Raw genomic sequence first — 23,959 nt, 5'->3', positions numbered from 1 at the left:
GCTGGAGAACTCGACTAACTGAATATCAAAACTTATAGTAAAGTGACTGCCTTCGGAATGGAAGGCAGTCTCTTATGCCGGCTTACCTTCGTAAGCGTTCTACTTATGCCATGAACATTTTGAGATCATCTTCAACATTGGAGATGCCTCCGATGCCGAAGTTTTCGACTAAGACTTTGACCACATTCGGGGATAAGAAGCCCGGAAGAGTTGGTCCAAGATGAATATTTTTTACGCCTAAGTGAAGCAGGGCCAGCAGCACGATAACCGCTTTTTGCTCATACCAGGCAATGTTATAGGAAATGGGAAGCTTGTTAACATCATCGAGTCCGAAGACTTCTTTGAGTTTCAAGGCGATTACAGCTAAGGAGTAGGAGTCGTTGCATTGTCCCGCGTCAAGCACTCTGGGGATGCCGCCGATGTCGCCCAGGTTTAGTTTATTGTATTTGTATTTGGCACATCCGGCTGTCAGGATCACCGTGTCCTGAGGAAGGGCTTTGGCAAAATCCGTGTAATAGTCTCTGCTCTTCATGCGGCCGTCACACCCTGCCATAACGAAGAAACGCTTAATGGCTCCAGATTTTACGGCATCCACCACTTTGTCGGCAAGGGCCAGGACTTGATTGTGGGCAAATCCGCCGATGATTTCGCCGGTTTCAATTTCCGTTGGGGCCGGGCAGCTCTTGGCGTGGGCAATCAGGGCGGAGAAATCTTTGGCCTTGCCGTCTGCACGGTCCGGGATGTGTTTCACTCCTTCAAATCCCACTACTCCGGTGGTGTAGACACGGTCTTTATAGGAATCTTTAGGAGGAACAAGGCAGTTGGTGGTTAAGAAAATAGGTCCGTTAAAGGAGTCGAATTCTTTGTCTTGTTTATACCAGGCATTTCCGTAGTTGCCGACAAAATGATCGTACTTCTTAAAGGCCGGGTAGTAATGGGCCGGGAGCATTTCGCCGTGGGTATAAACATCCACGCCGGTTCCCGCGGTTTGAATGAGCAATTCTTCGAGATCCTTCAGGTCGTGACCGCTGATCAAGATAGCCGGATTACTTCTGACCCCGATGTTAACTTTAGTGAGTTCCGGGTTTCCGTAAGTTGTGGTGTTGGCTTGATCCAGAAGGGCCATGACATCCACACCGTATTTCCCGGCTTCCAGGACTAAAGCTACCAGATCACCGACTTCAAGTGAATCATCCAGAGTCGCGGCCAAAGCTTTTTCGATGAAAGCGAAGATACCGCTGGCTTGGTACTCAAGGGTATAGGCGTGTTCCGCATAGGCGGCCATACCTTTCAGACCGTAGGTGAGCAACTCTCTGAGAGACCGGATATCTTCATTTTCCGTGGCTAAAATGCCGATGGCAGCAGCTTTCTTTTCAAACCCAGAGGCAGGTTCCACCCATGTAGCGGCATCGGGTAAGTTTTCTGGAATTATACCTCCCACCCTAATGAGAGCTTGCTTAAGATCTTCACGAAGCAGGAGTCCTTCCTTGATACGCTGTTCAAAACGGTTTTTATCAAAGTTGGCATTGGTAATTGTACTAAAGAGGCTTTCCATGATGAATTTTTCAACATCTTTACGAATGAGATAGCGTTGCCGTGCCTGAACTGCATAAACGGCGATTCCCTTTAATGTGTAGATCAGAAGATCTTGCAAATTAGCGACATTTTCGGTTTTTCCACAGACTCCTTTGATTGTGCAACCGGTTCCTTTGGCAGTTTCCTGACACTGATAACAAAACATACTCATTTGGCAACCCCTTTTCTTCCATTTATTCCAGACGCTTGATGACTTCCGCGTCCGTTTTTCTTATGCGTTTATACTATCAGAGTAAGCGACGCTGATATGTGATTCAGGTCACGGTTCAAAGGTGATAATAGGTAATAGAAAATCGGACGTTCGCTTCTCATAAAAGAAAACCGCGTGACGTTTTAATCACACGGTTACGAAATATTTTGCATATGGTTCTTATTAGCCATCCTTTTGTTATGAAGCGTTGAGTATAGTTATCGTTCACTTACCCATTCCTTTTCTAACCTTTCGAGTTTTTGTTCCCCTTTCGTATGTCGCGCCCACGCTTGTCAATTACTACCCTGAAAAATTAAAGACCCGAAAGCATTACCCTGACAGACAAAAAAACGCCCTCCCAAAGCCCCAAAAATATACTTTTGGAACCTGGTTATATTCTTAACTCTTTTTAAGAAACGATTTGAACATTCACCCCTAAACTTTCTAGTGATTTAAGATGTCTCCTAATGGTTGCTTGCTTTTTAGAATAATCGATATAGTTGGCACCTAAATCTTTATACATTTGGTGTGTTTTCAGTAAATAGTAAATGGTAACCAGAATAGAATGTCCAACAGCTACGGCAGCACGTTTCTTGCCTCTTCGGGCAGCAAGGCGGTGATATTTAGCGGATAAATAGGTATCTTTGGTATGCGATGCAGCATTCGCGGCTTCTACTAAGGCAGTTCGTAACGCTTTATTCCCTTTATTTGTTCTTCCCGACTTTCGTTTTCCTGCACTTTCGTGATTACCTGGAGACATTCCAGCCCACGAGGATAAATGGGCCGCCGATGGGAATCGGCTCATATCGGTACCAATTTCCGCAAGGATTTCTTCGGCACCTCGTCGAGCAATTCCGGGAATTGAATCCAATATCTCCAGGTCTTCCTCAAAAGGGAGCATTCGTTGACCAATCTCCCGATTAAGACTTTCAATCTGTTGGGTTAAAAAGTCGATATGCTTGAGCTGTGTGGAAATGAGCAATCGCTGATGGTTGCCGATGATTCCTTTAAGAGCCCGCTCAAGATCTTTAATCTTACTTTTAAGCTTTCCCTTGGCTAAGCCCGCGAGGACTTTAGTGTCTTCCTCATCATTAAGCATTGCTTCAAGCATAGCTCTTCCGGAAACGCCCATGATATCGGTAGCTACGGAAGAAAGCTTGATGTTAGCACCTTGAAGGACCTTATCCAGTCGATTGACTTCACGGGATCGCTCATTAACCAAACTCTTGCGATAACGAACTAACTCGCGTAGTTCACGCTGATCTTTGTCAGGAATATAGCTGCCCTGTAAAAGTCCATGCCTTAATAAATCCGCAATCCACTCTGCATCCTTAACATCGGTCTTACGCCCTGGAACCGCCTTAATATGTGCCGCATTGACCACTAACGTTTGAATCTCTTCTAATTCCATAACATTGTAAATGGGTTTCCAATACACGCCGGTGCTTTCCATAGCTGCTTGGGTACAGCCTTTACTCTTTACCCATTGAGCTAGTTCTAAAATATCTTCTGTCATGGTGCCAAAGGTTCGAATCTCTTTGCCGTTAGGAGTGATGCAACATGCGGTTATTGACTTCTTATGAATGTCCATACCGCAACATCTTGGATGAATGATTTGCAACTCGATAACCCTTTCTGTGGCTAATTATCGCGACTGGTGCAGCAACTCGCATTAGAGCAATCTACCCTGCGTGCTTCCCAAAGGGAGCAACAATCTGTGGTGCACCGAGATACTGAGGTCAGACTACTCTTCGGACTCTTAGTACCAAGAACCCTCGACCCATCTTCGCCAGCCACAAGAATATCCTTGCCACAATCTAACATTTTTCATCATCTGATGGTGCTGCGACAGCGGCATGGCAGGCTACTCTGAAAAAAGACCCTAAAGACATGCAGAGGAATCCCCAGACCCTTAAGCAGGGCAGCTTCGTCCACAGAAGCGAACCCATTGCATGAAGAGGCGGTAAAAGCCCACAAGACGGTGCGGGGATACGGAGCCACGGGTTCACCTCAGGTATTACCCGGAGGTTTGGCGGAGTCCCGCACCGGCGAGTGGGCGAGCCTCGGAGTGCTGCGGTGAGCGGATGTGGACGAAGCCGCCCGACCCAAAGGATCTATTTCATCATCTGATGGTGCCGTAGGCGGCATGGGCGGCTACTCTTTAAATACATAAGATTATGCGACGAGTAATTTCGCCCCGGCGTTGTTATCTATAGGCGAATATGTATCTTCTTATGATAAAGAAAACCCATAATCGCCATCCACACCAGCGCATATGAAACAGAAAAGTATACTGAATCTAATCCATGCGCCCAAGGACTTATAAACCTTTCCGTTATCCAGAATTTAAAGGTCATAATGTTACCTGAGATAGAATCCTTTATAGGAATTTGCCATAACGATCTTCCAATTATTTCGGAAATAAAGTAAACGAAAATTGGACTTGCCCCAATAGCTTTGAACGGTGTTAGTGTTCTACCAATTTTCAAAATATCAGTTAGCAAATAGAAAATAGTTAATACCAGGATACCGAATCCCGACGTTAGTAAGACAAATGAACTTGACCAAAGTTGTTTATTATATGGAAAGTAAGCATTAAACCATTCGGCAAAGATTATCAATAAAATACCGCTACATACGAAGATAGTCATTTTTACAAAGCGACTATCCCGTCTTAAAAAGATCATACCAACAACAACCCCGATAATCCCCGAACTTAACGCCGGGATTGTACTTAAAATACCTTCCGGGTCGAATGTTGGCGTGTATAGATGCCCTTTAAGGTATTTCAGGTCGATATAGGAAACAAGCCCGCCTTTAAGCCCTTCTATTCCGGGAACCTGAAGGCCTTTTAATAACCAATAGTATATGGCAAGCAATAGAACCGCTATAAGCGTTAGAATACCGATTTGCACCAGGTCTTTTTTAACGATTGACTTGAATAGTAAGTAAATAAGCGCCGAACAAAAATATACGATTGCTATTCGTTGAAGAACGCCCGGAACCCTAATAATAGCAAGGTCAAAGGTCGGGAACCCGTTTAAAATTAAACCTAATAGAAACATAACAATACTACGATTTAGCACATTGATAATAATGCGCATTTGACTTATCCCCTTTTCCAATCTCCTATTAATGGCAATAGGAACGACAATGCCCATGCTAAATATAAAAAACGGGAAAACAAAATCGCCTATCGTTGCACCGTTCCAATCCGCGTGCCTTAACTGTGCAGGAATATTTGTGATGTTCCCCGGATTACTACATATAAGCATTAATGATATAGTAAGTCCCCTAAATATATCAATACAGTCGAAACGTAATTTACCTTTTTCCATGATAACCTTCTGCCTTTCAGTTAGGCAGGTTATTACGCCCGCCGTTTTACTGTTACTTAGTATGTTAGCATACTCCTATCTTTATCACGTTTAAACAATTTTCACGAATTATACGTCTAATTTATTCATCTTCAATAAGACGACAAAAAGACGCTTTGGTCATTGACCGGAGCGCCTTTGTACTGCGTATTTAATTTAGATTCCCCAAAAAATTGTTTCCGTGATAATCTCCCCGTCAACTATACGGGTGGACTTCCCTTCGCCCGCCGGACTATTATTCATAAAATTCCCCGTCCAAGTGCCGCCCGTCTTTCTTGACGTCATAGTTCCGTGACCATTCGCTTTGCCGTCCTTAGTTTCACCAACATAGTCATACACAAGGTTTTGATCGCCGCCTAGATATAATACCAACTTACCTTTTGTTACGGCGTTTGGGTCAGGTGTGGTAGTCTTAGCGGGTGCCTGTGTCTCAACTTTTTTGACAGGCGCTTTGGCGATCGGTTCGGTTTTTGTTTCAACTGGTTTTGCTTCAACTTGCTTTTCTTCAACCGGCGCTTGGGGTTCAACTTTCGGTTCTACAACGGGCGCTTGTGTTGCGTCAGCTTGCACTACGGTAGCGGGTTCGGTTGGCTTATTAGCGTACACAACCCCAATACCCCCGCCAATTAATAAAGCCGCGCCCAGTATGCCTGTGACGATAGTTCTTTTTTGCATGAACACATACATCCCTTCTCGTATCCCTTAATTGTTGAGTTTCTCTTATCTATGTGTCGTATCATATTTGGTATTTTCGTCGGGCTTGACGGTTATCAACTGACCGTCCCGGCGTACTACAATCGAAGTGATACCCTTTTCATTCACGCTTACATCTTGATACTGCGTAATCTCTTGTTCTTGGTAATTTTCCCAAGCCGCGTTTGTGTTGATGCCTGTTCGCTTGGTTCCTGTCATATCGTAAACCTTCCCGGTCGTTCCGGTAATGCTAACGATTTCGTCGCGTCCTTGAATTAATTCGTTTTCACTATTGTTGCTTCTTGCCATAATGTGAATATCGACCGCCTTCATTCCCGGCGTCCTAAAACCTTCGTGGAACGTAATCTTATGAATGTATATCCCGGTTGGTCGATCTGGCTTCGGATAATAAGCGCCTTCGGGTGGTGGTACTCTGTGACTTGCGTCTTCTGATTTAGGCGCGGCTGTCGGGACGGGATACGTCAATTCTACCGAACCGATTGTCCCGCTTCCCGTGAATATACCCGTACCACTTTCTTGATTGAAAAGAAAATCGCCTTTCCAAGTGTCGCCATTATTGTACGTTATGATTCCCTTACCCGACGCCATGCCGTCCTTAGTTTCGCCTACATATTCGCCCCTTAGAAACGTCAACTTCCCGGTTGTGTCATTCGGTACTGTGTCGATCGCTTTGACGCTTGGGTTTTCAACGATCACGTCTTCCACTGACACTTGCGTTTGTGTGGCGGGATTACTATATGTGTTCGCTAATGCGACGCCGCCGCTAATTAATAGGGTCGCCGATAACGCGCCCATGATGATCTTCACTTTTTTCTGCATTAAGATGACCTTCCCTTCGTTGCCTTTCATCCTACTATACGGTTGGCGCTATTCATCCCGTCGATCGTTTACGGTGTGTTGACATTGCATAAGCGTTAGTCCGTATGTTTACCGTCTTTGCATCATTTTTAATTTTCTGTATTTCCGAGTATGTATTTATGAAATTACCCATGGTATACGTAATGTTCCGTAGTCAATCAATACCGTAAAAAGCCGAAAAAGACGCTTGTTTCGAATCTTGTATCGTGGTAACTCGAATCCATGCGTCTTTTCACTATTTTACGTGGTTGTTCATGTTTGACTTTTTTCGCTTGCGGCGATCTCATTCGGGTGTCGATCCATCTAGTAGTTATACAACTTCGGATTAACGTTTCTTTCAAGAATTTCAAATAATCAATTCGGTCTGTGACTTATCGGCAATAGCCCCTTGATTCTTAGAACGTTGTCGAGAATACGATCGTCTTTTTAACGGTATCCCTTTCGGTCATTGGTATCTCTTATCGCCCTTCAACATAATCCATAATCACATTTTACACGTTTAAAAGCATTATTCAACCTATGTAGGAGTTGTCGCGTTATGGATACGGAAAAACGGCTGACAAGGTTTTGCTTGCTAAGATAATCAAAGGTGTTAACTGTACTGTGATCGGCACGTTCCCGATCTTCCAATTGTTGACGGTTCCACACGGCGCCAAAAGTGTGCTGTATTAATGTGAATAATAACCGTCAGAAAATAAGCCTTTGATACGTTATTAGTATTAAAGTTTGGACTCTTAACCCAGCACTAAATTGGGCAGAACAATCCCCAGTTGGTGTCCTATATAAAGATAGTTATATTGTTGGCAACCCAAATGCGTCGTTTAATTATTGGGATACCCGAAACTAATTTAAGGAGGTTCTAAACATGATAAAGTTCATTAAAGTTAGTATCGTTATTGTGATTACCCTATCCCTATTAGGGACTATTAGTTTAATTAAACCAAGAAATAGCAGTGCCACTACCACTTATTTAGTTGGCGTTGAGCCAATAACAAGCCAAAATCTAGCTGCTTTAAGTAAAATAGGTTATCAATTTAATGTACCTGCCCAACCAGCGATAATATCGCCCAATGTGGCTATAAGAAACGCAAGCGTAACTTATCCAGGGTTAAATGGCAAAACTGATTACACTGTAGAATATCAAGTGTTAACAGTCCCTAAGTTTAACGCATTTTCTCAGGAAGCTCTGGAGAAGAATCCAGTTTTAAAGACAAAAAAATTGATTGACCATTTACCTGTTTATATTATTTCCTACGAAAATATGCTCATCCCTGTTCATAGTCTCATTGGCACAAAACCCCCTGAAACACAAGATAGTTCTGTACCTGCAGGGTATCAAAAAGGTGAATATAATGTAGTAGTTGACGCTACATCAGGAGTACCATTAATGGTGTTTTCATACCGATAGGATTATTGGATTGCTAGTTTGTTTACATCCCTAAAAGCAGGAAATTAACAAAATGAAGGCTGACGGAGGCCAAGACCCTGCTCAAGCATGGAGAATGGGGCAAGTGGCTGGAGGAGTCCGTGGATTTCTCCCAGAGCAGGGCCCAAAAACTGATGCGTATCTTCATAGAGTACGGAGCCGTACCGCTTACTTCCTCAAATTCGGATTCGAATCCGAATTTGAGGAAGTAAGCGGTACTTCTTTTAGGTATAACGGCCAAGCAACTGAAGGATTCCCTGGAATCGCACGATCGCCTGGAGTTAAGTAAGCATTTAATTTTTGCAATAAAATTTATCTATTATTACCATTTCGTCTTCATTTGTAATTGACAAAAATTCTGTGCGGGGATATTATGAAGTAACGGAATAATTATCAAATATTTTGTACCCAACCCTTTTATTACCTATAGAGAGGAGCTAAATATATGCGTGCTATAAGGTTTTTTTGGGGATTCCTGGTTTACTTTGGTTCTTGGCTTTGGCCCTATGATGAACACACAACACTAGCGGACGTTAAATAGACGTCCGTTTTTAATTAAGTAATTTAATTACTAAAAACAAGCTTTTGCATCTCCATTAAACTAAATCAATTAGTTTAATGGAGATGTCTTACATAATGAAGCACAACTCGTTCAGCAAAGCTGAACTTCGGGAATTTGGGATGAATACCCCATAGCAAAAGGCATGGACACAATCTTGTCCATGCCTTTTATAAAGAGAAGAATCAAACCTATCCTTTCATCACTTATCAGCTTCTTGATATCATTCTATTCCAGAAACTCTGATCAAGGTGGTTATCGTTTGTTCTGTAAACAATTATTCAAGTATCCTAAGAGTTCAATAAAGGAAGTATGGGTTACTTTTGAAGCTAAGATAACATCGAAATAGATAATTCGTTCCGATACATTGATATCGGATGTAACATTTTCAATAACTCCATTGCGAAAAAGTGACGTGTTTTTAAGCTTAGAAATGGTTGATTGAGCTTCCCTCTCCAGATATGAGATAAATTCGCTATTTACTTCCATGTTGAAGTCCCGGTAAAACTTGACCTTATTTAAAGACGCAAAGGTCACATGGTAAGGGACTAAGCAAATATCTCTTGTTTCTTGGTGATCGCTCATCATAGCTGCATATGTATTACTGGTAAGTGAACCTATCATTTTTTCTCCCTCCGCACTAAGCCGACAGCTGCCGTTTAGAACCTTTCATAGTTCCTTTTTACAAATTAATACGCAGCTCAACGACTATTTGTGGGGGGGCAATTCATTTATAACCATCCTATTATCCGGGCAAAGGTCAAGATGGTAAGCATTACCGCAGAGGCGATTAAGACGTATAAGGCATTCCAACGAGGTCCTACATGAATAGGAGACAGTCCTGTCAATCCGGATAAAGCAATAACTGTAGCGGAAGAAGGGGATATAGATATTCCCATTGACCAGCTAATGGCCAAAATAAGGGCCAGATAAGTCGGAGTCACTCCATAAGCAGCGGCTTTTAAGGTTCCGCCAATAATAGTCACCGGAATAATCGGGTGAATCCCTAAAGCCGACAGTATTAAAATACTAAGGATAATCAGAACAGCAAGCAATAAAGCATTTTGTCCAACTAAGAAGGATAAAATCAATGCTATATAATTTCCCAGGTGGGAGTAGTTGATACTTGTGGCCAACAATCCCGCGCCCATAAAAAGAATAATTTCATTTTTTAGTTTGGGGAGACCGTTGAAATAACCTGTCAACTCTCTGATCAGAATCTGCAAGCGTCCAATGAACCCCAGCCAAATCACAGGGAAGATTAAGGATGCTAAAGAAACAACGATAACCGTAGGAATTCCGGTTATGAATGAAACGCCGGCAATAGCAGCAATCAGGCTAATACTGAAAACACTTAACTCGATTACCTTTTGCATATCAAACTCCTCATCAGGTTCCTGATCAGGGGAAGCAAACGGATTTCCGGCTCTTTTTTCTTCATTCATTGTGATAAAATACCCGACCAGGCCGGAAATGATACCGCATAAAATCGCATAAGGAAAAAACAAAGGCCAACTTGCTCCGCTTAATTGTACGATTAAAGCAATGGCAGCGGTTGTAGGGGCCCAAATAGTACAGGTCGCAAACCCCCGGACGATTGCAGAGCTTAAAAGCTTTTTATTTGAACTTATAGTACTGGCCCGGCTGATTTGCAGAACAAGGGGAACGACTGCCAAATTGACCAATACACCCACAAAGGCTGAAACAAAGCTCACCAGCAGATAAAAACGGCTGTCATTATAAACATAACGCTTAAAGAGACCTTGCAGCGCCTCAAAATAGCCGCCATGCTGAATAGGAATACCTAAAAGCGGCACTAAGGTAAACATTACAACTAAGTATATGTTTTCTTGAAAAGCCTGCTGCCAAACACTCAGAGGAGCATGATAATAGAGGAAAAGAATGATGCTCAGGCCAAATGACATAGAACCAATAAGCAAGGTAGTACCTGCAGCTGCTATAAAACTAAACACGATCACCATAAGCAGGATTATCAGATTGAGATTCTGGATCAGATTCGACTTAATAAACAGGTTGCCTAAGAAAATAATCGCTATGCAAAAGGTGAGTAAACTGCGCAGCTTAGAAATAAGATCCGGCATAACTAAACTCCTCAATCCAAGGTTATCAATGCTTCCCATTATACCACTTTTTGCACAAACAGTTAGGAACCTGTCCCCTCGTCCCTGCTCGTTCCTCTTAAATCATTAATAAAAGCAGAGACAGCCTCCTCCTTTGTCGCCCAGGAGGTTACAATGCGGATAGCCGAATGATCGGCATCGATTTTTGCCCAAACATAAAACAAGTATTTTTCCTGCAGCCTTGCAATCAGCCTATTAGGTAAAATCGGGAAGATCTGGTTGGAGGCCGAGTGCGTCAAAAATGAATATCCGGCCCGGCTGATTTCATTTCTCAGCAAACCGGCCATAGCATTAGCGTGTCTTGCCAGATCGAAATAGAGGTCGTCTTTGAAAAGCTCCAGGAATTGCAGGCCTAAAACTCTTCCTTTAGCAAGCAGGCCTCCTTTTTGCTTAATGTAATACCGAAAATCCGCTTTAAGTGAATCAGTACAGATCACAAGCGCTTCACCCAGCAGAGCACCGTTTTTAGTTCCGCCAATATAGAACGCATCAACCAATCCACCTAAATCAGAGAGCTGAAGGTCATTCTCTTCCGAACATAGAGCTGAACCCAACCGGGCTCCATCAAGATAGAGCAGCAGGTTGTTTTCCCGGCAGAACCGGCTGAGCTGCTGGAGTTCAGGTTTTGTATAAATCGAGCCTATTTCAGTAGGATTGGAGATGTAAACCAATTTTGGTTTTACCATATGTTCGTCCGTGTGTGCCTCAAGGACAGGTTTAATATGCTCTGGGGCAAGCTTGCCATCGCTTACTTCGCAAGAGAGGATTTTGTGTCCCGTAGCTTCGATGGCTCCTGTCTCATGACCAAGTATATGACCCGTGTTGGCTGCAATCGCTGCTTCATGAGGCCTTAAAAAAGACGAAATAACTGTCAGATTTGTTTGTGTCCCTCCGGAGAGCAGATGGATATCAAGGTCATTGCGCTTCATTCTTTGTTTAATTAATTCTATTGCCTGGAGTGTATATTTATCCTCTCCGTACCCGTCCAATGGTTCGAGGTTTGATTCTACTAAAGCGTTTAAGATCCTGGGGTGTGCTCCCTCACTGTAATCATCCTTAAAACTATACATCTTATTGCTGATTCTCCTTTAATAATGTTCTTATCAGGTGTTTCTGGTTATGCTTTGAGCTGCTTACTTCTTAATTGTCCGCAAGCTGCATCGATATCCCTTCCATGTTCAAGACGAATACTGCATTTCATGCCCTGCTTTTTCAGAACATCATAAAAGGCCAGCATTGTTTCATGATCACTTCTTTGATATTGCTGATGCTCATCGACGGGATTATAGGGGATTAAATTAACATTGATGAGCTGCCGCATATTCGCTGTCAATTGACATAGTTGAAGGGCATGCTCCCTCTGATCATTCAGGTCCTTAATTAGAATATATTCTAAGGTTACTCTGCGCTTGGTTTTATTCAGATAATACTCAAGAGCCCGGATCAATTTTTCTATGGGAAAGACCCGGTTAATTTTCATTATCTGCCCACGCAGTTGGTTAGTTGGTGCATGTAAAGAGATCGCCAGGTTTACCTTTAAATCACTATCGGCAAACTCATAAATTTTGTCGGCCAAGCCGCTGGTTGATACTGTGATGTGCCTGCCGGGTATAGCCAGTCCTTTGTGATCTGTTATAATTCGCAAAGCATCAGTCACATTAGCATAATTATCAAAAGGCTCGCCAATTCCCATGACTACCACGTGGCTTACTTTTTCACCTTTATGGCCCTTATCCATATCCAACTGAACTTTCATGATTTGCTCTACGATTTCGCCGCTGGATAAGTCACGTTGTTTGCTTAATAAGCCACTCGCACAAAAGCTGCAACCGATGTTACAGCCTACTTGAGTCGTGACACAAACGGATAAGCCGAATTTATGTCTCATTAAGACGGTTTCAATCAGATTATCATCCTGTAATTTGAACAAGTATTTAATGGTTCCGTCGGCCGATTCTTGCTTAATGTGTTCAGTTAATGATTGGGTGACAAAATGACCGGCTAATAATTCCCGGCACTCTTGCCTGACATCCGTCATTTCCGAGAAATTTGTTACCCGTTTTCTATAAAGCCAATCCCAGACTTGCAAAGCCCGGGATTTCTTATGCCCCTGCTCCTGCAGCCATTCTATCAGTTGTTCTAAGGTCAATCCATAAATGGACTCTTTTTTCATTCTTAACCTCTCTTAAACCATTGTATAATAATGCCAGAGTCCTTAACCTTCTGGTTAAGACTCTGGCCTGTTTGGTTCAGATCTTGTCTTAGCTTGAACTCCGGTTTTATCTATGCTAAGCAATGTATAAAACCAGGTTAATTATACCATAAATCTTCAATCCTATGCTACTTATAGGCCATCTGAATATAGGCGGGGCAAATTGGATTACGCGACTATTACGCGACTAAAGTAAAGAAAAACAATAGAAGGATAGCACTGCCACCCTTCTATACTAAAATACTAACTATCGTTTTGAGTCTTTGTCTCTCATGTCCCTGCATCTTTAGAGAATACTGACCGAACCCTCATACATCAAGCCCGTCAGGGCATCGACCGTCAAAGACTGACCGTCTGATACCTTGGCAAAGGCGTCGATAGCGCCGACAATCGTTGGGATGCCAAATTGTAAGGCTACAATAGCCGCATGTGATGTCAGACCGGCTTCTTCAACCACTAACGCCCCTGCCCGAGCAATTAAGGGTACGAAACTGGCATCGGTTGACTGGGCGATTAGAATATCTCCGGTGTTGAAATCCTCTTGGCTTGGTGTTTGGACTCTGCGGGCAAGGCCGGAATAGGATTTGCGGCCGATACCCATACCTCTGGCCAAAATATTGCCCATGACTTGAACTTTGATCATGTTCGTAGAGCCAACCTTACCGATTGGAACCCCCGCAGTGATAACCACAACATCACCGGACTGAATATAACCTTCACTTAAGGAGGTATTTACGGCAACAGAAACCATTTCATCCGTGCCTGAACTTTTATGAACAACGATTGATTGCACACCCCATTGCAAAGCCAGTTTTCTGGCGGTTGAAGCAAATGGAGTCGCTGCAACAATCAAGGCAATAGGCCGGTACTTGGAGATCATCTGCGCAGTTAAACCCGAATGGGTGGGGGTAAGAATGGCCGCGGCTTGAAGGTCCTTTGCTATGGTAAAACTTGCAAAGCTAATCGCCTCTGCAACATTGACATGAGGATGGCGGGAAGCTTGATTGTCCAGACAATTCATTTCAGTACGATTGGCTATTCTATCCATCATCCGGACAGCATCAATTGGATATAGCCCCGCAGCCGTTTCGCCGGACAACATAATCGCATCCGTACCATCTAAAATTGCATTGGCGACATCACTGGCCTCTGCTCTGGTAGGTCTGGGCTGACGCATCATGGAGTCGAGCATCTGAGTCGCTACAATGACAGGCTTGCCTAATAAATTACACTTACGAATCATTTCCTTCTGGCGAATAGGAACTTCTTCAACGGGAATCTCTACCCCTAAGTCACCCCGGGCGACCATCAGGCCATCGGCAACTTCAAGAATAGAATCTAAATTATCCAGCCCTTCCCGGCTTTCGATCTTGGCAATAATATGAACATCTGCTCCCATTTCTTCCACAACCCTGCGTACGTCTAAAATATTCAGGGCCTTGCGGGTAAAAGAAGCGGCGATAAAATCAATTCCCTGGGAAATACCAAAGCGAATATCCTCTATATCTCTTTCAGTAACTGCGGGTAAGTCAATCAGCGCGCTGGGAATATTAACCCCTTTTTGAGATTTAAGAACCCCGCCGTTTCTGACTATCGTCCGGATTATTTCAGGATCTACGTCCGTTACTTCCAATTCGATTTGACCATCATCAATCAGTATACGGCTGCCCGGCTTAACTTTACGCCACAAGTCAGTATAGGTAATACCAACCCGCCCTTGATCACCAAGACTGCCAAGATCTATATCGAGGACAAAGTCCGACCCATTTTCAAGGGGAATCCCTTGTTCCGGAACTTTTCCAGTACGTATTTCCGGCCCTTTGGTATCGAGAAGAATACCCAGATGTTTTCCTGCTTTGGACGCTTCTTCTCTTAAGATTGCTATTCTGCGTCCATGTTCTTCATGGGTTCCGTGAGAAAAATTAAGTCGTGCAACATCCATACCTGCCGCTAAAAGAGCTTGAACCTGTTCCTTGGACTCACTTGACGGACCAATAGTGCAGACAATTTTAGTCCTCCTCATGGTGTACCCTCCTTCTAAACTACAGCCCTTTCGTTGCAATCAGCTTTACTAAATCTAAAACCCGGCAGGAGTAACCCCATTCGTTATCATACCAGACTAATACTTTTACCATACGATCTCCTATCATCATGGTAGACAGCCCATCCAGAATAGAACTAGCAGGATTGCCATTATAATCCAGGGAAACAAGAGGCATTTCCGTATATTCGAGATAGCCTTTCATGCGGCCATCTGCCGCCTCGCGAAAAGCGTTATTCACTTCTTCTTTGGTGGCAGGTCTTGTTAAATTAGCGACAAAATCAACTAAGGAGACATTTGGAGTAGGAACCCGGACAGCCAGCCCGGTCATTTTTCCTTCTAATTCCGGTATAACAAGGGTAACCGCTTTAGCCGCACCCGTCGTTGTCGGAATCATTGATTGATAGGCGGCTCTGGACCTGCGCCAGTCTTTATGTTTTACGTCCACAGTACGCTGGTCATTGGTGACTGAATGGATGGTTGTCATCATCCCTTGTTCAATCCCAAAGGAATCTACTAAAACTTTGGCAACGGGTGCCAGGCAGTTAGTCGTGCAGGAAGCGTTGGAAATCACATGATGCTTGAGGGGATCATATTGCTCGTCATTTACCCCCATCACAATCGTGATATCTTCTTCTTTGGCTGGAGCCGTGATAACAACCTTTTTAGCTCCTGCGGTAATGTGCTGGGCTGCTTCATCACGTTTCCTGAATTTACCGGTGCACTCCAGCACTATGTCTACTCCGAGTTCTCTCCAAGGTAAATTTAGCGGGTTTCTGTCAGCCACAATTTCAATACGTTTTCCATCGATAACCAATGCCCGGCCATCAACTTCTACTTTATTAGGAAGGGTTCCGTGGACCGAATCGTACTTAAGCAAATGGGCTAGCTGATCGGGATTTCCCATATCATTAATGGCCACCACTTCGAAAGGCAGGGATTGACTTAGGGCGGCACGCAGTGTAAGACGACCGATTCTACCGAAACCAGTAATTGCTACGCGGATCATGGTTTACCTCCTCTTAATACCAATAGGCAAAAAAATTTGTATACAACATACATATATTTCTGTGCGGATAGACAAATTCCTGCTTTTTGAACAGTGATCGCAGAAATTCAAGCCATCCTTTTTATGGATAGGATTTACTCAAAGATTTGTGATTTCTAAGCTAAAAAAGGAACAAACGTCATGCCAACCAGTTGGGCAATATTTTTTGATGTTAAACGCCAGCAGTATACTCCAGGATAATCCATCTTGATGACAACTAAATCCCTTAACGGAAATCCTGGAGTTACCTTTTAGTTTTGCCTCTGCACTGCCTCACGACAGAACGCAGATTGTCCGGCAATCCTTTAAGAAAGACGGGTTTTAAAATCCTCATAACCGAACTGTTTGATGAGCTTAATCCCTTCCTCTTCATTAAAACGTGCAATCGAAGGGAGATTGACACCATTGAACGTATTATTTTTTACCATAGTATAGTGGGCCATATCACAAAAAACAAGCCTGTCCCCCGGTTTTAAGGGCTGTCTGAAAGAGTAGTCCCCAATAATATCCCCGGCAAGACAAGTAAGTCCGCCTAGTCTGTAGGTAAAAGGATATTCACCCGGCTGTCCGGCATCGATGATGTTGGGTCTGTAGGGCATTTCAAGGACGTCCGGCATGTGGCAAGCCGCCGAAGTATCCAGGATGGCAATTTTCATATCATTATCGACGATATCAAGAACTTTGGCCACAAGATACCCGGTGTTTAAGGCCACTGCCTCACCAGGTTCCAGGTAAATATCTACTCCATATTTATCCTGAAAGAAGTTTATACAGCGCACCAAGGTTTCAATATCATAATCAGGTCTGGTAATATGATGCCCTCCGCCAAGATTGAGCCATTTCATAGAACCAATGAATTTCCCAAACTTTTGATCAACAACTTGAATTGTTCGTTCAAGGGTATCAGAGTTCTGCTCACACATGGTATGAAAATGAAGTCCCTCAATCCCTTCCAGCTCTTCAGGCCGAAAATTGTTCAAGGTCACACCCAGTCTTGAAAACTGGTAACAGGGATCATAAATCGGCGTCTCTATTTCCGAATATTCCGGATTAATACGTATGCCGCAGCTAATCTTTTTGATCTTAGTATTTTTGACCTTGTCTTTAAACCGATTCCATTGGTCAAAGGAATTAAAGGTGATATGGTCACAATGAGCAAGGATCTCCTCAAATTCCTCATCAATGTAAGCTGGGGCATAGATATGAACTTCTTTTCCCATTTCTTCATGACCCAGCCTGGCTTCGAACAACGAGCTGGAGGTTACACCTTTAAGATAGCTGCCTACCAGGGGAAATACCGAATACATTGAAAACCCTTTTAAGGCAAGAAGAATTCTGCATCCCGTACGTTGTTGTACGGAATGCAGGATTTCAAGATTCCTTAAAATAAGTCGTTCATCGACCAGATAACAGGGTGTCGGCAGGGCTCTGATATCAATGTCCAAATTATACACCTCAATCAAGGAGAGTAGGCGAGAAACTTTCCTGCCACGGTAAACCACATTTATTTAAAGCTTCCATGAACGGATCAGGATCAAATTCCTCAACATTGAAGACACCAGGTTTTTTCCAAATACCTTTGAGCATTAACATGGCCCCGATCATCGCCGGTACCCCTGTTGTATAAGAAATTGCCTGGGAACCTACTTCGGCATAACATTCCTGATGATCACACACATTGTAAACATAATAGGTTTGAGGTTTTCCGTCTTTAATCCCTTGAATAATGCAGCCGATATTTGTTTTTCCTTTAGTTCTCGGGCCGAGAGATGCCGGATCGGGAAGAACAGCTTTCAGAAATTGCAAAGGAATAATCTGCTGCCCCTCAAATTCAATGGGCTCAATCGATGTCATACCAACATTTTCAAGGACACGCAAATGATTCAGATAATTGTCAGAGAAGGTCATCCAAAATCTGATCCGCTTAACTCCCTTGATATTAATAGCCAGGGACTCCAATTCCTCATGGTACATCAGATAAATACTTTTTGGTCCTATCTCCGGAAGGTCGTATATCTGCTTCATGGCCAGAGGCTCGGTTTCAACCCATGAACCATTTTCATAGTACCTTCCGTTGGCAGTGATTTCACGAATATTAATTTCCGGATTAAAGTTTGTGGCAAAGGGATATCCGTGATCACCGGCATTGGCATCAACGATGTCAATAGAATGAATCTCATCAAAATAATGCTTTTGAGCATAAGCACAGAAGACACCCGTAACCCCAGGGTCAAAACCGCTTCCTAACAAGGCGGTTATGCCTGCCTGTGCGAATTTCTCCCGATATGCCCACTGCCATTTATATTCGAACTTAGCAACATCCGGCGGTTCATAATTCGCAGTATCTAAGTAATCCACTCCCGTTGCCAAGCAAGCATCCATGATTGTCAGATCCTGATAAGGGAGGGCAAGGTTGATAACAATATCTGGCTTAAAGCTCTTAATTAAGTCAATAACCCTATCGGTATTATCGGCATCAAGCTGAGCCGTTTGAATTTTGGTGCGGCTTCCTGCCAATTGGTTTTTGATTGCCTCACATTTTTCGACAGTTCTGCTCGCTATACAAATCTCTTCAAATACATCCGGATTTTGGCAGCATTTATGAATAGCAACACTAGCAACTCCACCAGCGCCGATAATCAAAGCTTTTCCCATTTAACACCCTCCTATCACTTTACAACAATGCAAATTATACATAAACTACCCTAAATAATCAATTAAAACCCATAAAATGAGCTTTAACAATTTATTATGCTATAAATCACTCACCGCGGTAATTCGGTTCTGAAAATTAGCTTCATGTAATTATGCTCAAATTAAGGAATTTTCATTAGACAACAGACAAATAGTCTAAATTCTTGTCTCTGAATTCTACAAGCTTAAATAAACTCTAACCTGCTGCCGGTCATCGCCCAAGTGAAAGCTTTGGGGAATTCCGAAGCTAACTGAGTCAGCATACCCATTCCTGTACAGTGATTCGGTGCCAGACATTCTAAATCAAGTTCTCTCAGGTAGTCTATGGTTTGATGCACTTGATGGGGTGCAGCTGGGCCAAGATGAGTTCCGCCGATAATTGCTCTTACTTTTTGCTGACCGGTCACCCTTTTAGCATGTTCCACGATGTTTACCAGTCCCGAATGTGCGCACCCGAGTAGAATAATCAACCCTTGATCTGTCACATAGAAAAGGCTTAAATCATCCCGTATACTATCCTGAACAATCATCCCTTCTTGATGCTCAACCAATCCATCGTCAAGTTGTTCAAAGGATGTTTCCCGCGGGATTTCACCACTTAGCCAAAATCCGGGACTTAATTCCAAAGGTTCACTGTGCCAATGAAACTCAGCGCCGACACTCTCCAACTGCTTCTGACAGTGGGGCACACCGAGATATCTGTCTGCTTGTCCTTTTACTCCCCGCCCATAATGCCCTTTAAATAAATCCGGATGTGCATAGACCGGAACCCTCCCCCGATACTGAAGGAACTTAAAAAGCCCCCCGGTGTGATCATAATGGCCGTGACTCAAGATGACGCGATCAATTGAGCGCAGATCATACCCCAATACTTGCGCATTACTTACTAAATTACCTTGCTCCCCTGCATCAAATAAAATCCGCTCATCGCCAAAATCCAAGAGCATTGACAATCCCCACTCGGCTAAGAGATTTAAGGGAACTCCTACGGTGTTTTCTATTAAGATCGTTACTTTTAATTTACTCATTGACTGATCTCCTTTACAGTTTAGTCACCTTTCATTTTCAGAGCTTTACTGTTCTTAATGTCTTAACAAATTCGATAGTTAAACTCTTCATTCTGCAAGAAAATTTTAAATACCTTTATTAAATTGAAAATTTTCTCATTCCCCTCAAGAAGCCTTACCTATAATCTCCTGAGAAACACCGGTCCCCCCGTTTCACTTTAGATGGTTCACTTGAAAGGTATTTCCTGCTATAATAAGCTTGTCTCTAAAACATAGAAACTACATTACATTAACGGAGGAATACCAATGAAATTTGTTACTCAGTTAAAAGGCGAGGATACTTGGGAGGAAATAACCTTAGAAGAGTGCTTATTCAAAACAGAGACCGCTGGATTCTATATCCCTGGAACTGTGCAGAAAATGTTAGAAGATGGTTTAGCCGTAGATACCCCTTGGTCTATTTTTAAGAAGGCAGAATAGTTGTGCTTATTCTATCCGATGACCTTAATTTGAGCCCGTCTTCACATAAGACGGACTCTTTTTATGTGCCGAAGCTTGGATCAGCTATTTAATATTAGGGAAAGGTCTGTTAACATGTTTGATACACTAATCACTGGCGGCTTAATTGTGGATGGAACCGGGAACACACCTCGTCAGAGTGACGTTGGAATTAAAGATGGCATAATTGCGGAAATAGGAAAAGATCTGTCTACAGAAGCCCATATTGTCATAGATGCGGCCAAAAAACTGGTAACTCCTGGGTTTATCGATGTCCACAGTCATTGTGACTTGGTACCGTTTATGTCTGGTCCGGTCCGTGAAAGCAGGATTAAACAAGGAGTCACCACCGAAATAATCGGGCAATGCGGTTTGGGCTCAGCTCCGCACCTGGAGAGGATGGAAGATTGGCGCAGCTATCTTACCCCTATCTTAGGTCCAGGGCCGCTAACCTGGAATTGGCCGGATTTTTCGAGGTTTTTAAATGAGTTAAATCAAGCGGAGAAGCCTAACAACTTAGGTGTTTTAATTGGCCATGGAGCTGTTCGGGCTCAGGTTTTAGGCTTAAATAATGTTCTCCCTTCAGCAAAGGAAATCACTGCCATGAGTAGAATTGTTGAGGAGGCTATGTCTAACGGGGCTTTAGGAATATCCTACGGCTTGGCCTACTTACCGGGGATGTTTGCCCCGCAACAGGAACTCGTCGCTTTAAGTAAAGTGGTCGCTGATTATCAAGGCCTTATGATGATCCATATCCGCAGCCATTCACGCCAAGTTCGTGAGGGAATGGCCGAGGCTCTGGCCGTCGCTAAAGAATCCGGGGTCAAATTACAGATTTCTCATATGCGTTCCTACGCCAATCGGGATTTTGGTATTACAGCTGAAGAATTACTGGAGATGGTTGAACAAGCTAGAAACGAGGGTGTCGATGTAACCTTTGACGAACACCCTTATCAGGCGGGCAGTACACTGCTGTCTCAAATTCTTCCCCCTTGGGCCAAAGAGGGCGGCAGTACGGAAATCATTGCCAGATTAAAAGACCCGCAGCTCCGGGCTAAACTAAAAGAGGATCTGAGTGATCCCGGACCGAATTATCCCGGTTGGGATAACTTTGTAGGTATGGTTGGCTGGTCCAATATCATGATCAGCTCGGTTATGAAGCCCCAAAACAAATGGGCGGAAGGTCAGACAGCAACTCAGATAAGCTCGAAAACCGGCTCTGAGCAGGCTGACCTTAGCGATATCATCGATTCAATGGCCGAACTGCTGATTAGTGAGGATTGTCGTTGTTCTATGGTTATACAGAATCTTTTTGCTGAAGAAGATATTATTACCTTGCTTAAGCACCCCCTATGTCAAATTGGTTCGGATGGTATTCCGACCGGCAAGCCCCATCCCCGTTTATACGGCACCTATCCTAAGTTCTTGGGGGAATATGTCCGTGCTAAGAATGCTTTGACCTGGTCAGAAGGTATTAAACGAATTACCGGAGATCCGGCCCAAAGGTTAAACTTAGCCAAGCGGGGATATCTGAAAAATGGCTATCTGGCCGATTTAGTGATATTTGATCCTGAAAAAATCGCTGCCCCGGAAGATTACAATAATCCTGCCCAGGCCCCCTTGGGAATCGATTATACTTTGGTCAACGGTCAAATCGCCGTTGCCGGCGGCAAGGTTCTCCAAACGAATGCCGGTCGGCTTTATGCTCCTCCCCTTTACCGGGCTTAAAAATCATCGATTAGTAATCGATAGTGGCATCTGGACTCACAATTCGAAGTTGAGGAGTTGCATTCGTAATCCACTATTTCTCCTGCTTGGGAAGAGCCATCCTCTGCTGCTCTGCGGTAAATCTTCAGCCTTACAATTTTACTGACAATTGAACAAGTTTCTTGCCTTTCTTCGACATTCAGTTCCAAGATTATGCCCCCCATTAAGTTCAAAGGATTAGAGTTTCCCTTATTATACTTGAGTATTGCATTAAAGTACCATTTGCTTGAATAACTCATATAATACACAAAAATCTCTAATCTGACAGAATTAATTAGGTAAAGATGTATTGTCATGAGAAAAAATTTGTTTGAGGAAGGGTGCTAAATTATGCACAAGGAAGACTATCCGGAGTCACTTCATGATGCACTGGCTGGTGAAGATGACATTGAAGAAATTTTAGTTTTTTATAAAGATGAAGAAGAATTAGAACTTAAGTCATCCGAAGACGCAGGGGACGACAAAAATTATGTCGTCGAAGATGATGACCAGGAGGCTAATGCCATTTCAATTGAAACAGCCGTTAATACCGACGACAACAACAATATTGACACCGTTTCCATTATCACCAAAGAGACTGGCGTATTTGTAAGAAAAGTAAAAGAAACCAGTACTATATCTCAGATGCTGCATTTCCCGTCGGGACGAAAAATTAATATCATTAATCCAAAATAATGTACCAATTCAATTTATAATGCACGGGTCAATAATTAAGAGGATATCTCATATTCAGAGACATCCTCTCCTTGTTTTTAGAGCGTGCTGCAGGCAAGTTTATCTAGCTATAGTCGGGGTCTTCTACCGCAAGTATATCTAATAGGAAAAGAAACAGTGGTATTCCAAACAATAAGCCCCATACCCCCATAAAATGCTCCGCAAATAGCAAAACTACAAATGTAAAAAACACAGGTAATTTCGTTTTAATGGACATAAGCTTGGGGTTTAAAAAATAGGCTTCAATTGCGTGCAATACAGCAATCATTCCCAAAACATATAGTATCTTCATGACTCCGCCTAACTTAAATGCTATGATTGATAAGGGGATTAACGAGATCATAACACCGGCTACTGGGATTAAGCCAAGAATGAAAATCATAAATCCTAACCCTATAACCTGGTGAAACCCCATCAAGCTTAAAAATAGGGCTGATAAAATAGAATTAATAAATGAAATTAAAATTTGGGTTTCCATAACCTTAGCAAAGGAGTTAACGAAATCTTTCCCGAGTTTTTTGTAGTAAATATAAATAAAACTAACCTTACTATGTTCAAACTTATTTAGAAACTTCACGGTCTTATCTTTTTCTAAAATAAGGAATAGACTTAGTATCAAAGCTATAAATATATTTAAACTAAACTTCCAGATATTCGTAACTGAATGGATCAGATAAGTACCACCTTCAACAACATAGGATTGAATGCTTGTACTGATAGCTTCTCTGATTTGCGGGTTAATTGCATCTTCATAATTATTAATATCGAAATTACTTAGTTGAGTCCCAATAAACATTAACTGCTTTGTTAAGACAGGAATGTATTTATATAGAAAAAATACAATACCCGAGGCTAGGAAGGTAAATATTACGATAGTTATTCCACTTCGGTTGATAGGAATTAACTTAACAATTTGTAAAAAGATATAATTTTGAATGCCATATAAGATAAACGAAAACATAAACGTAAGCAGCAGTAAATTCATCATAGGTTTAATGCCTATTATTATCCCCATTAAGAGTAATAACGAAAGGCCCTTCTTAAACAAACTGCTTTCAAAGAAATGTTTTAACTTCATTAGAGCTTAATGCCTCCTGAATTGTCCTAAAAAATCACT

21 protein-coding genes and 1 pseudogene are annotated in these 23,959 nt (G+C 42.7%); 6 read left to right on the top strand and 16 right to left on the bottom strand.

Annotation, left to right across the window (positions count from 1 at the left end; all coding sequences use genetic code 11):
- Positions 1-103: 103 nt before the first annotated feature.
- Positions 104-1,747, bottom strand: coding sequence for a hydroxylamine reductase (gene hcp, locus DESYODRAFT_RS10355; RefSeq protein ID WP_007782707.1), 1,644 nt, complete (start codon positions 1,745-1,747; stop codon positions 104-106).
- Between the two features lie 448 nt (positions 1,748-2,195).
- Positions 2,196-3,407, bottom strand: coding sequence for an IS110 family RNA-guided transposase (locus DESYODRAFT_RS10350; protein WP_007782704.1), 1,212 nt, complete (start codon positions 3,405-3,407; stop codon positions 2,196-2,198).
- 327 nt (positions 3,408-3,734) lie between these two features.
- Between DESYODRAFT_RS10350 and DESYODRAFT_RS29530 the strand changes: the two genes are divergently transcribed.
- Positions 3,735-3,866 (top strand): hypothetical protein, encoded by a 132-nt coding sequence (locus DESYODRAFT_RS29530; RefSeq protein WP_282433053.1) that lies wholly within the window; start codon positions 3,735-3,737, stop codon positions 3,864-3,866.
- 130 nt (positions 3,867-3,996) lie between these two features.
- On the opposite strand, the gene DESYODRAFT_RS10345 is transcribed toward DESYODRAFT_RS29530, so the two are convergent.
- The 3 genes from DESYODRAFT_RS10345 to DESYODRAFT_RS10335 form a co-directional block, all read right to left on the bottom strand.
- On the bottom strand, positions 3,997-5,124 hold the full coding sequence (locus DESYODRAFT_RS10345) for an acyltransferase family protein (protein WP_007782702.1): 1,128 nt from the start codon (positions 5,122-5,124) through the stop codon (positions 3,997-3,999).
- A 195-nt stretch (positions 5,125-5,319) separates the two neighbouring features.
- Positions 5,320-5,838 (bottom strand): hypothetical protein, encoded by a 519-nt coding sequence (locus tag DESYODRAFT_RS10340; protein WP_157137153.1) that lies wholly within the window; start codon positions 5,836-5,838, stop codon positions 5,320-5,322.
- A 45-nt stretch (positions 5,839-5,883) separates the two neighbouring features.
- Positions 5,884-6,696 carry a hypothetical protein gene (locus DESYODRAFT_RS10335; protein ID WP_007782698.1) on the bottom strand — a complete coding sequence of 271 codons (813 nt, stop codon included), beginning with the start codon at positions 6,694-6,696 and terminating at the stop codon, positions 5,884-5,886.
- A 904-nt stretch (positions 6,697-7,600) separates the two neighbouring features.
- Between DESYODRAFT_RS10335 and DESYODRAFT_RS10330 the strand changes: the two genes are divergently transcribed.
- Together DESYODRAFT_RS10330 and DESYODRAFT_RS10325 are read left to right on the top strand one after the other, a co-directional pair.
- On the top strand, positions 7,601-8,143 hold the full coding sequence (locus DESYODRAFT_RS10330; RefSeq protein WP_042338432.1) for a hypothetical protein: 543 nt from the start codon (positions 7,601-7,603) through the stop codon (positions 8,141-8,143).
- A 56-nt stretch (positions 8,144-8,199) separates the two neighbouring features.
- Positions 8,200-8,364, top strand: a pseudogene (locus DESYODRAFT_RS10325) (DUF3102 domain-containing protein); the annotation flags it as partial.
- Between the two features lie 611 nt (positions 8,365-8,975).
- On the opposite strand, the gene DESYODRAFT_RS10320 reads toward DESYODRAFT_RS10325, so the two are convergent.
- The 9 genes from DESYODRAFT_RS10320 to DESYODRAFT_RS10280 all read right to left on the bottom strand — a co-directional run bounded on the left by DESYODRAFT_RS10320 (position 8,976) and on the right by DESYODRAFT_RS10280 (position 19,884).
- A complete protein-coding gene (locus DESYODRAFT_RS10320; RefSeq protein WP_007782696.1) occupies positions 8,976-9,344 on the bottom strand; it encodes a hypothetical protein in 369 nt (122 codons plus the stop codon).
- Between the two features lie 107 nt (positions 9,345-9,451).
- The gene (locus DESYODRAFT_RS10315) at positions 9,452-10,822 is read right to left on the bottom strand and encodes a hypothetical protein (RefSeq protein WP_007782694.1); all 1,371 of its coding nucleotides are present in this window, start codon (positions 10,820-10,822) and stop codon (positions 9,452-9,454) included.
- A 62-nt stretch (positions 10,823-10,884) separates the two neighbouring features.
- Positions 10,885-11,931: a threonine aldolase family protein gene (locus DESYODRAFT_RS10310; RefSeq protein ID WP_007782691.1), complete on the bottom strand. Its 1,047-nt coding sequence runs from the start codon at positions 11,929-11,931 to the stop codon at positions 10,885-10,887.
- Positions 11,932-11,978: 47 nt separating this feature from the next.
- Positions 11,979-13,034, bottom strand: coding sequence for a dual-specificity RNA methyltransferase RlmN (gene rlmN / locus DESYODRAFT_RS10305; protein WP_007782687.1), 1,056 nt, complete (start codon positions 13,032-13,034; stop codon positions 11,979-11,981).
- Positions 13,035-13,359: 325 nt separating this feature from the next.
- Positions 13,360-15,096 (bottom strand): pyruvate kinase, encoded by a 1,737-nt coding sequence (gene pyk / locus DESYODRAFT_RS10300; RefSeq protein ID WP_007782685.1) that lies wholly within the window; start codon positions 15,094-15,096, stop codon positions 13,360-13,362.
- Positions 15,097-15,115: 19 nt separating this feature from the next.
- Positions 15,116-16,123, bottom strand: a complete 1,008-nt coding sequence (gap, locus tag DESYODRAFT_RS10295) for a type I glyceraldehyde-3-phosphate dehydrogenase (RefSeq protein WP_007782683.1) — start codon at positions 16,121-16,123, stop codon at positions 15,116-15,118.
- Between the two features lie 344 nt (positions 16,124-16,467).
- Positions 16,468-17,601 carry a carboxynorspermidine decarboxylase gene (gene nspC, locus DESYODRAFT_RS10290; protein ID WP_486599015.1) on the bottom strand — a complete coding sequence of 378 codons (1,134 nt, stop codon included), beginning with the start codon at positions 17,599-17,601 and terminating at the stop codon, positions 16,468-16,470.
- Between the two features lie 16 nt (positions 17,602-17,617).
- Positions 17,618-18,817, bottom strand: a complete 1,200-nt coding sequence (locus tag DESYODRAFT_RS10285) for a saccharopine dehydrogenase family protein (protein WP_007782679.1) — start codon at positions 18,815-18,817, stop codon at positions 17,618-17,620.
- A 224-nt stretch (positions 18,818-19,041) separates the two neighbouring features.
- Positions 19,042-19,884, bottom strand: coding sequence for an MBL fold metallo-hydrolase (locus tag DESYODRAFT_RS10280; RefSeq protein ID WP_007782676.1), 843 nt, complete (start codon positions 19,882-19,884; stop codon positions 19,042-19,044).
- 285 nt (positions 19,885-20,169) lie between these two features.
- Between DESYODRAFT_RS10280 and DESYODRAFT_RS28700 the strand changes: the two genes are divergently transcribed.
- Positions 20,170-20,343, top strand: a complete 174-nt coding sequence (locus DESYODRAFT_RS28700; RefSeq protein WP_007782675.1) for a hypothetical protein — start codon at positions 20,170-20,172, stop codon at positions 20,341-20,343.
- 114 nt (positions 20,344-20,457) lie between these two features.
- Positions 20,458-22,089: an N-acyl-D-amino-acid deacylase family protein gene (locus tag DESYODRAFT_RS10275; protein ID WP_007782673.1), complete on the top strand. Its 1,632-nt coding sequence runs from the start codon at positions 20,458-20,460 to the stop codon at positions 22,087-22,089.
- Here DESYODRAFT_RS10275 and DESYODRAFT_RS10270 read toward each other — a convergent pair.
- Positions 22,086-22,277 carry a hypothetical protein gene (locus DESYODRAFT_RS10270; RefSeq protein WP_042338429.1) on the bottom strand — a complete coding sequence of 64 codons (192 nt, stop codon included), beginning with the start codon at positions 22,275-22,277 and terminating at the stop codon, positions 22,086-22,088. The genes DESYODRAFT_RS10275 and DESYODRAFT_RS10270 overlap by 4 nt on opposite strands.
- Before the next feature lie 181 nt (positions 22,278-22,458).
- Here DESYODRAFT_RS10270 and DESYODRAFT_RS10265 point away from each other — a divergent pair, with 181 nt between their 5' ends.
- Positions 22,459-22,803 (top strand): hypothetical protein, encoded by a 345-nt coding sequence (locus DESYODRAFT_RS10265; RefSeq protein WP_007782671.1) that lies wholly within the window; start codon positions 22,459-22,461, stop codon positions 22,801-22,803.
- Positions 22,804-22,906: 103 nt separating this feature from the next.
- Here DESYODRAFT_RS10265 and DESYODRAFT_RS10260 read toward each other — a convergent pair whose 3' ends face one another.
- Positions 22,907-23,920 (bottom strand): AI-2E family transporter, encoded by a 1,014-nt coding sequence (locus DESYODRAFT_RS10260; protein WP_007782669.1) that lies wholly within the window; start codon positions 23,918-23,920, stop codon positions 22,907-22,909.
- Between the last annotated feature and the right edge of the window lie 39 nt (positions 23,921-23,959).

This window comes from Desulfosporosinus youngiae DSM 17734 (genome assembly GCF_000244895.1).
GTDB classification, from domain to species: Bacteria; Bacillota; Desulfitobacteriia; order Desulfitobacteriales; family Desulfitobacteriaceae; genus Desulfosporosinus; species Desulfosporosinus youngiae.
The sequence above is the reverse complement of the archived record's forward strand: the minus strand, read 5'-3'. Positions and strand labels throughout refer to the sequence as shown.

Bases quoted from the DNA above. Each gene is read 5' to 3' on its own strand.
- DESYODRAFT_RS10260 (WP_007782669.1), bottom strand. From the start codon at position 23,920: ATGAAGTTAAAACATTTCTTTGAAAGCAGTTTGTTTAAGAAGGGCCTT.
- rlmN (WP_007782687.1), bottom strand. From the start codon at position 13,034: ATGAAAAAAGAGTCCATTTATGGATTGACCTTAGAACAACTGATAGAA.
- DESYODRAFT_RS10315 (WP_007782694.1), bottom strand. From the start codon at position 10,822: ATGCCGGATCTTATTTCTAAGCTGCGCAGTTTACTCACCTTTTGCATA.
- DESYODRAFT_RS10345 (WP_007782702.1), bottom strand. From the start codon at position 5,124: ATGGAAAAAGGTAAATTACGTTTCGACTGTATTGATATATTTAGGGGA.
- DESYODRAFT_RS10340 (WP_157137153.1), bottom strand. From the start codon at position 5,838: ATGCAAAAAAGAACTATCGTCACAGGCATACTGGGCGCGGCTTTATTA.
- DESYODRAFT_RS10310 (WP_007782691.1), bottom strand. From the start codon at position 11,931: ATGTATAGTTTTAAGGATGATTACAGTGAGGGAGCACACCCCAGGATC.
- gap (WP_007782683.1), bottom strand. From the start codon at position 16,123: ATGATCCGCGTAGCAATTACTGGTTTCGGTAGAATCGGTCGTCTTACA.
- DESYODRAFT_RS10320 (WP_007782696.1), bottom strand. From the start codon at position 9,344: ATGATAGGTTCACTTACCAGTAATACATATGCAGCTATGATGAGCGAT.
- pyk (WP_007782685.1), bottom strand. From the start codon at position 15,096: ATGAGGAGGACTAAAATTGTCTGCACTATTGGTCCGTCAAGTGAGTCC.
- DESYODRAFT_RS10275 (WP_007782673.1), top strand. From the start codon at position 20,458: ATGTTTGATACACTAATCACTGGCGGCTTAATTGTGGATGGAACCGGG.
- DESYODRAFT_RS10330 (WP_042338432.1), top strand. From the start codon at position 7,601: ATGATAAAGTTCATTAAAGTTAGTATCGTTATTGTGATTACCCTATCC.
- DESYODRAFT_RS10285 (WP_007782679.1), bottom strand. From the start codon at position 18,817: ATGGGAAAAGCTTTGATTATCGGCGCTGGTGGAGTTGCTAGTGTTGCT.
- DESYODRAFT_RS10280 (WP_007782676.1), bottom strand. From the start codon at position 19,884: ATGAGTAAATTAAAAGTAACGATCTTAATAGAAAACACCGTAGGAGTT.
- DESYODRAFT_RS28700 (WP_007782675.1), top strand. From the start codon at position 20,170: ATGAAATTTGTTACTCAGTTAAAAGGCGAGGATACTTGGGAGGAAATA.
- DESYODRAFT_RS10265 (WP_007782671.1), top strand. From the start codon at position 22,459: ATGCACAAGGAAGACTATCCGGAGTCACTTCATGATGCACTGGCTGGT.
- hcp (WP_007782707.1), bottom strand. From the start codon at position 1,747: ATGAGTATGTTTTGTTATCAGTGTCAGGAAACTGCCAAAGGAACCGGT.
- DESYODRAFT_RS10335 (WP_007782698.1), bottom strand. From the start codon at position 6,696: ATGCAGAAAAAAGTGAAGATCATCATGGGCGCGTTATCGGCGACCCTA.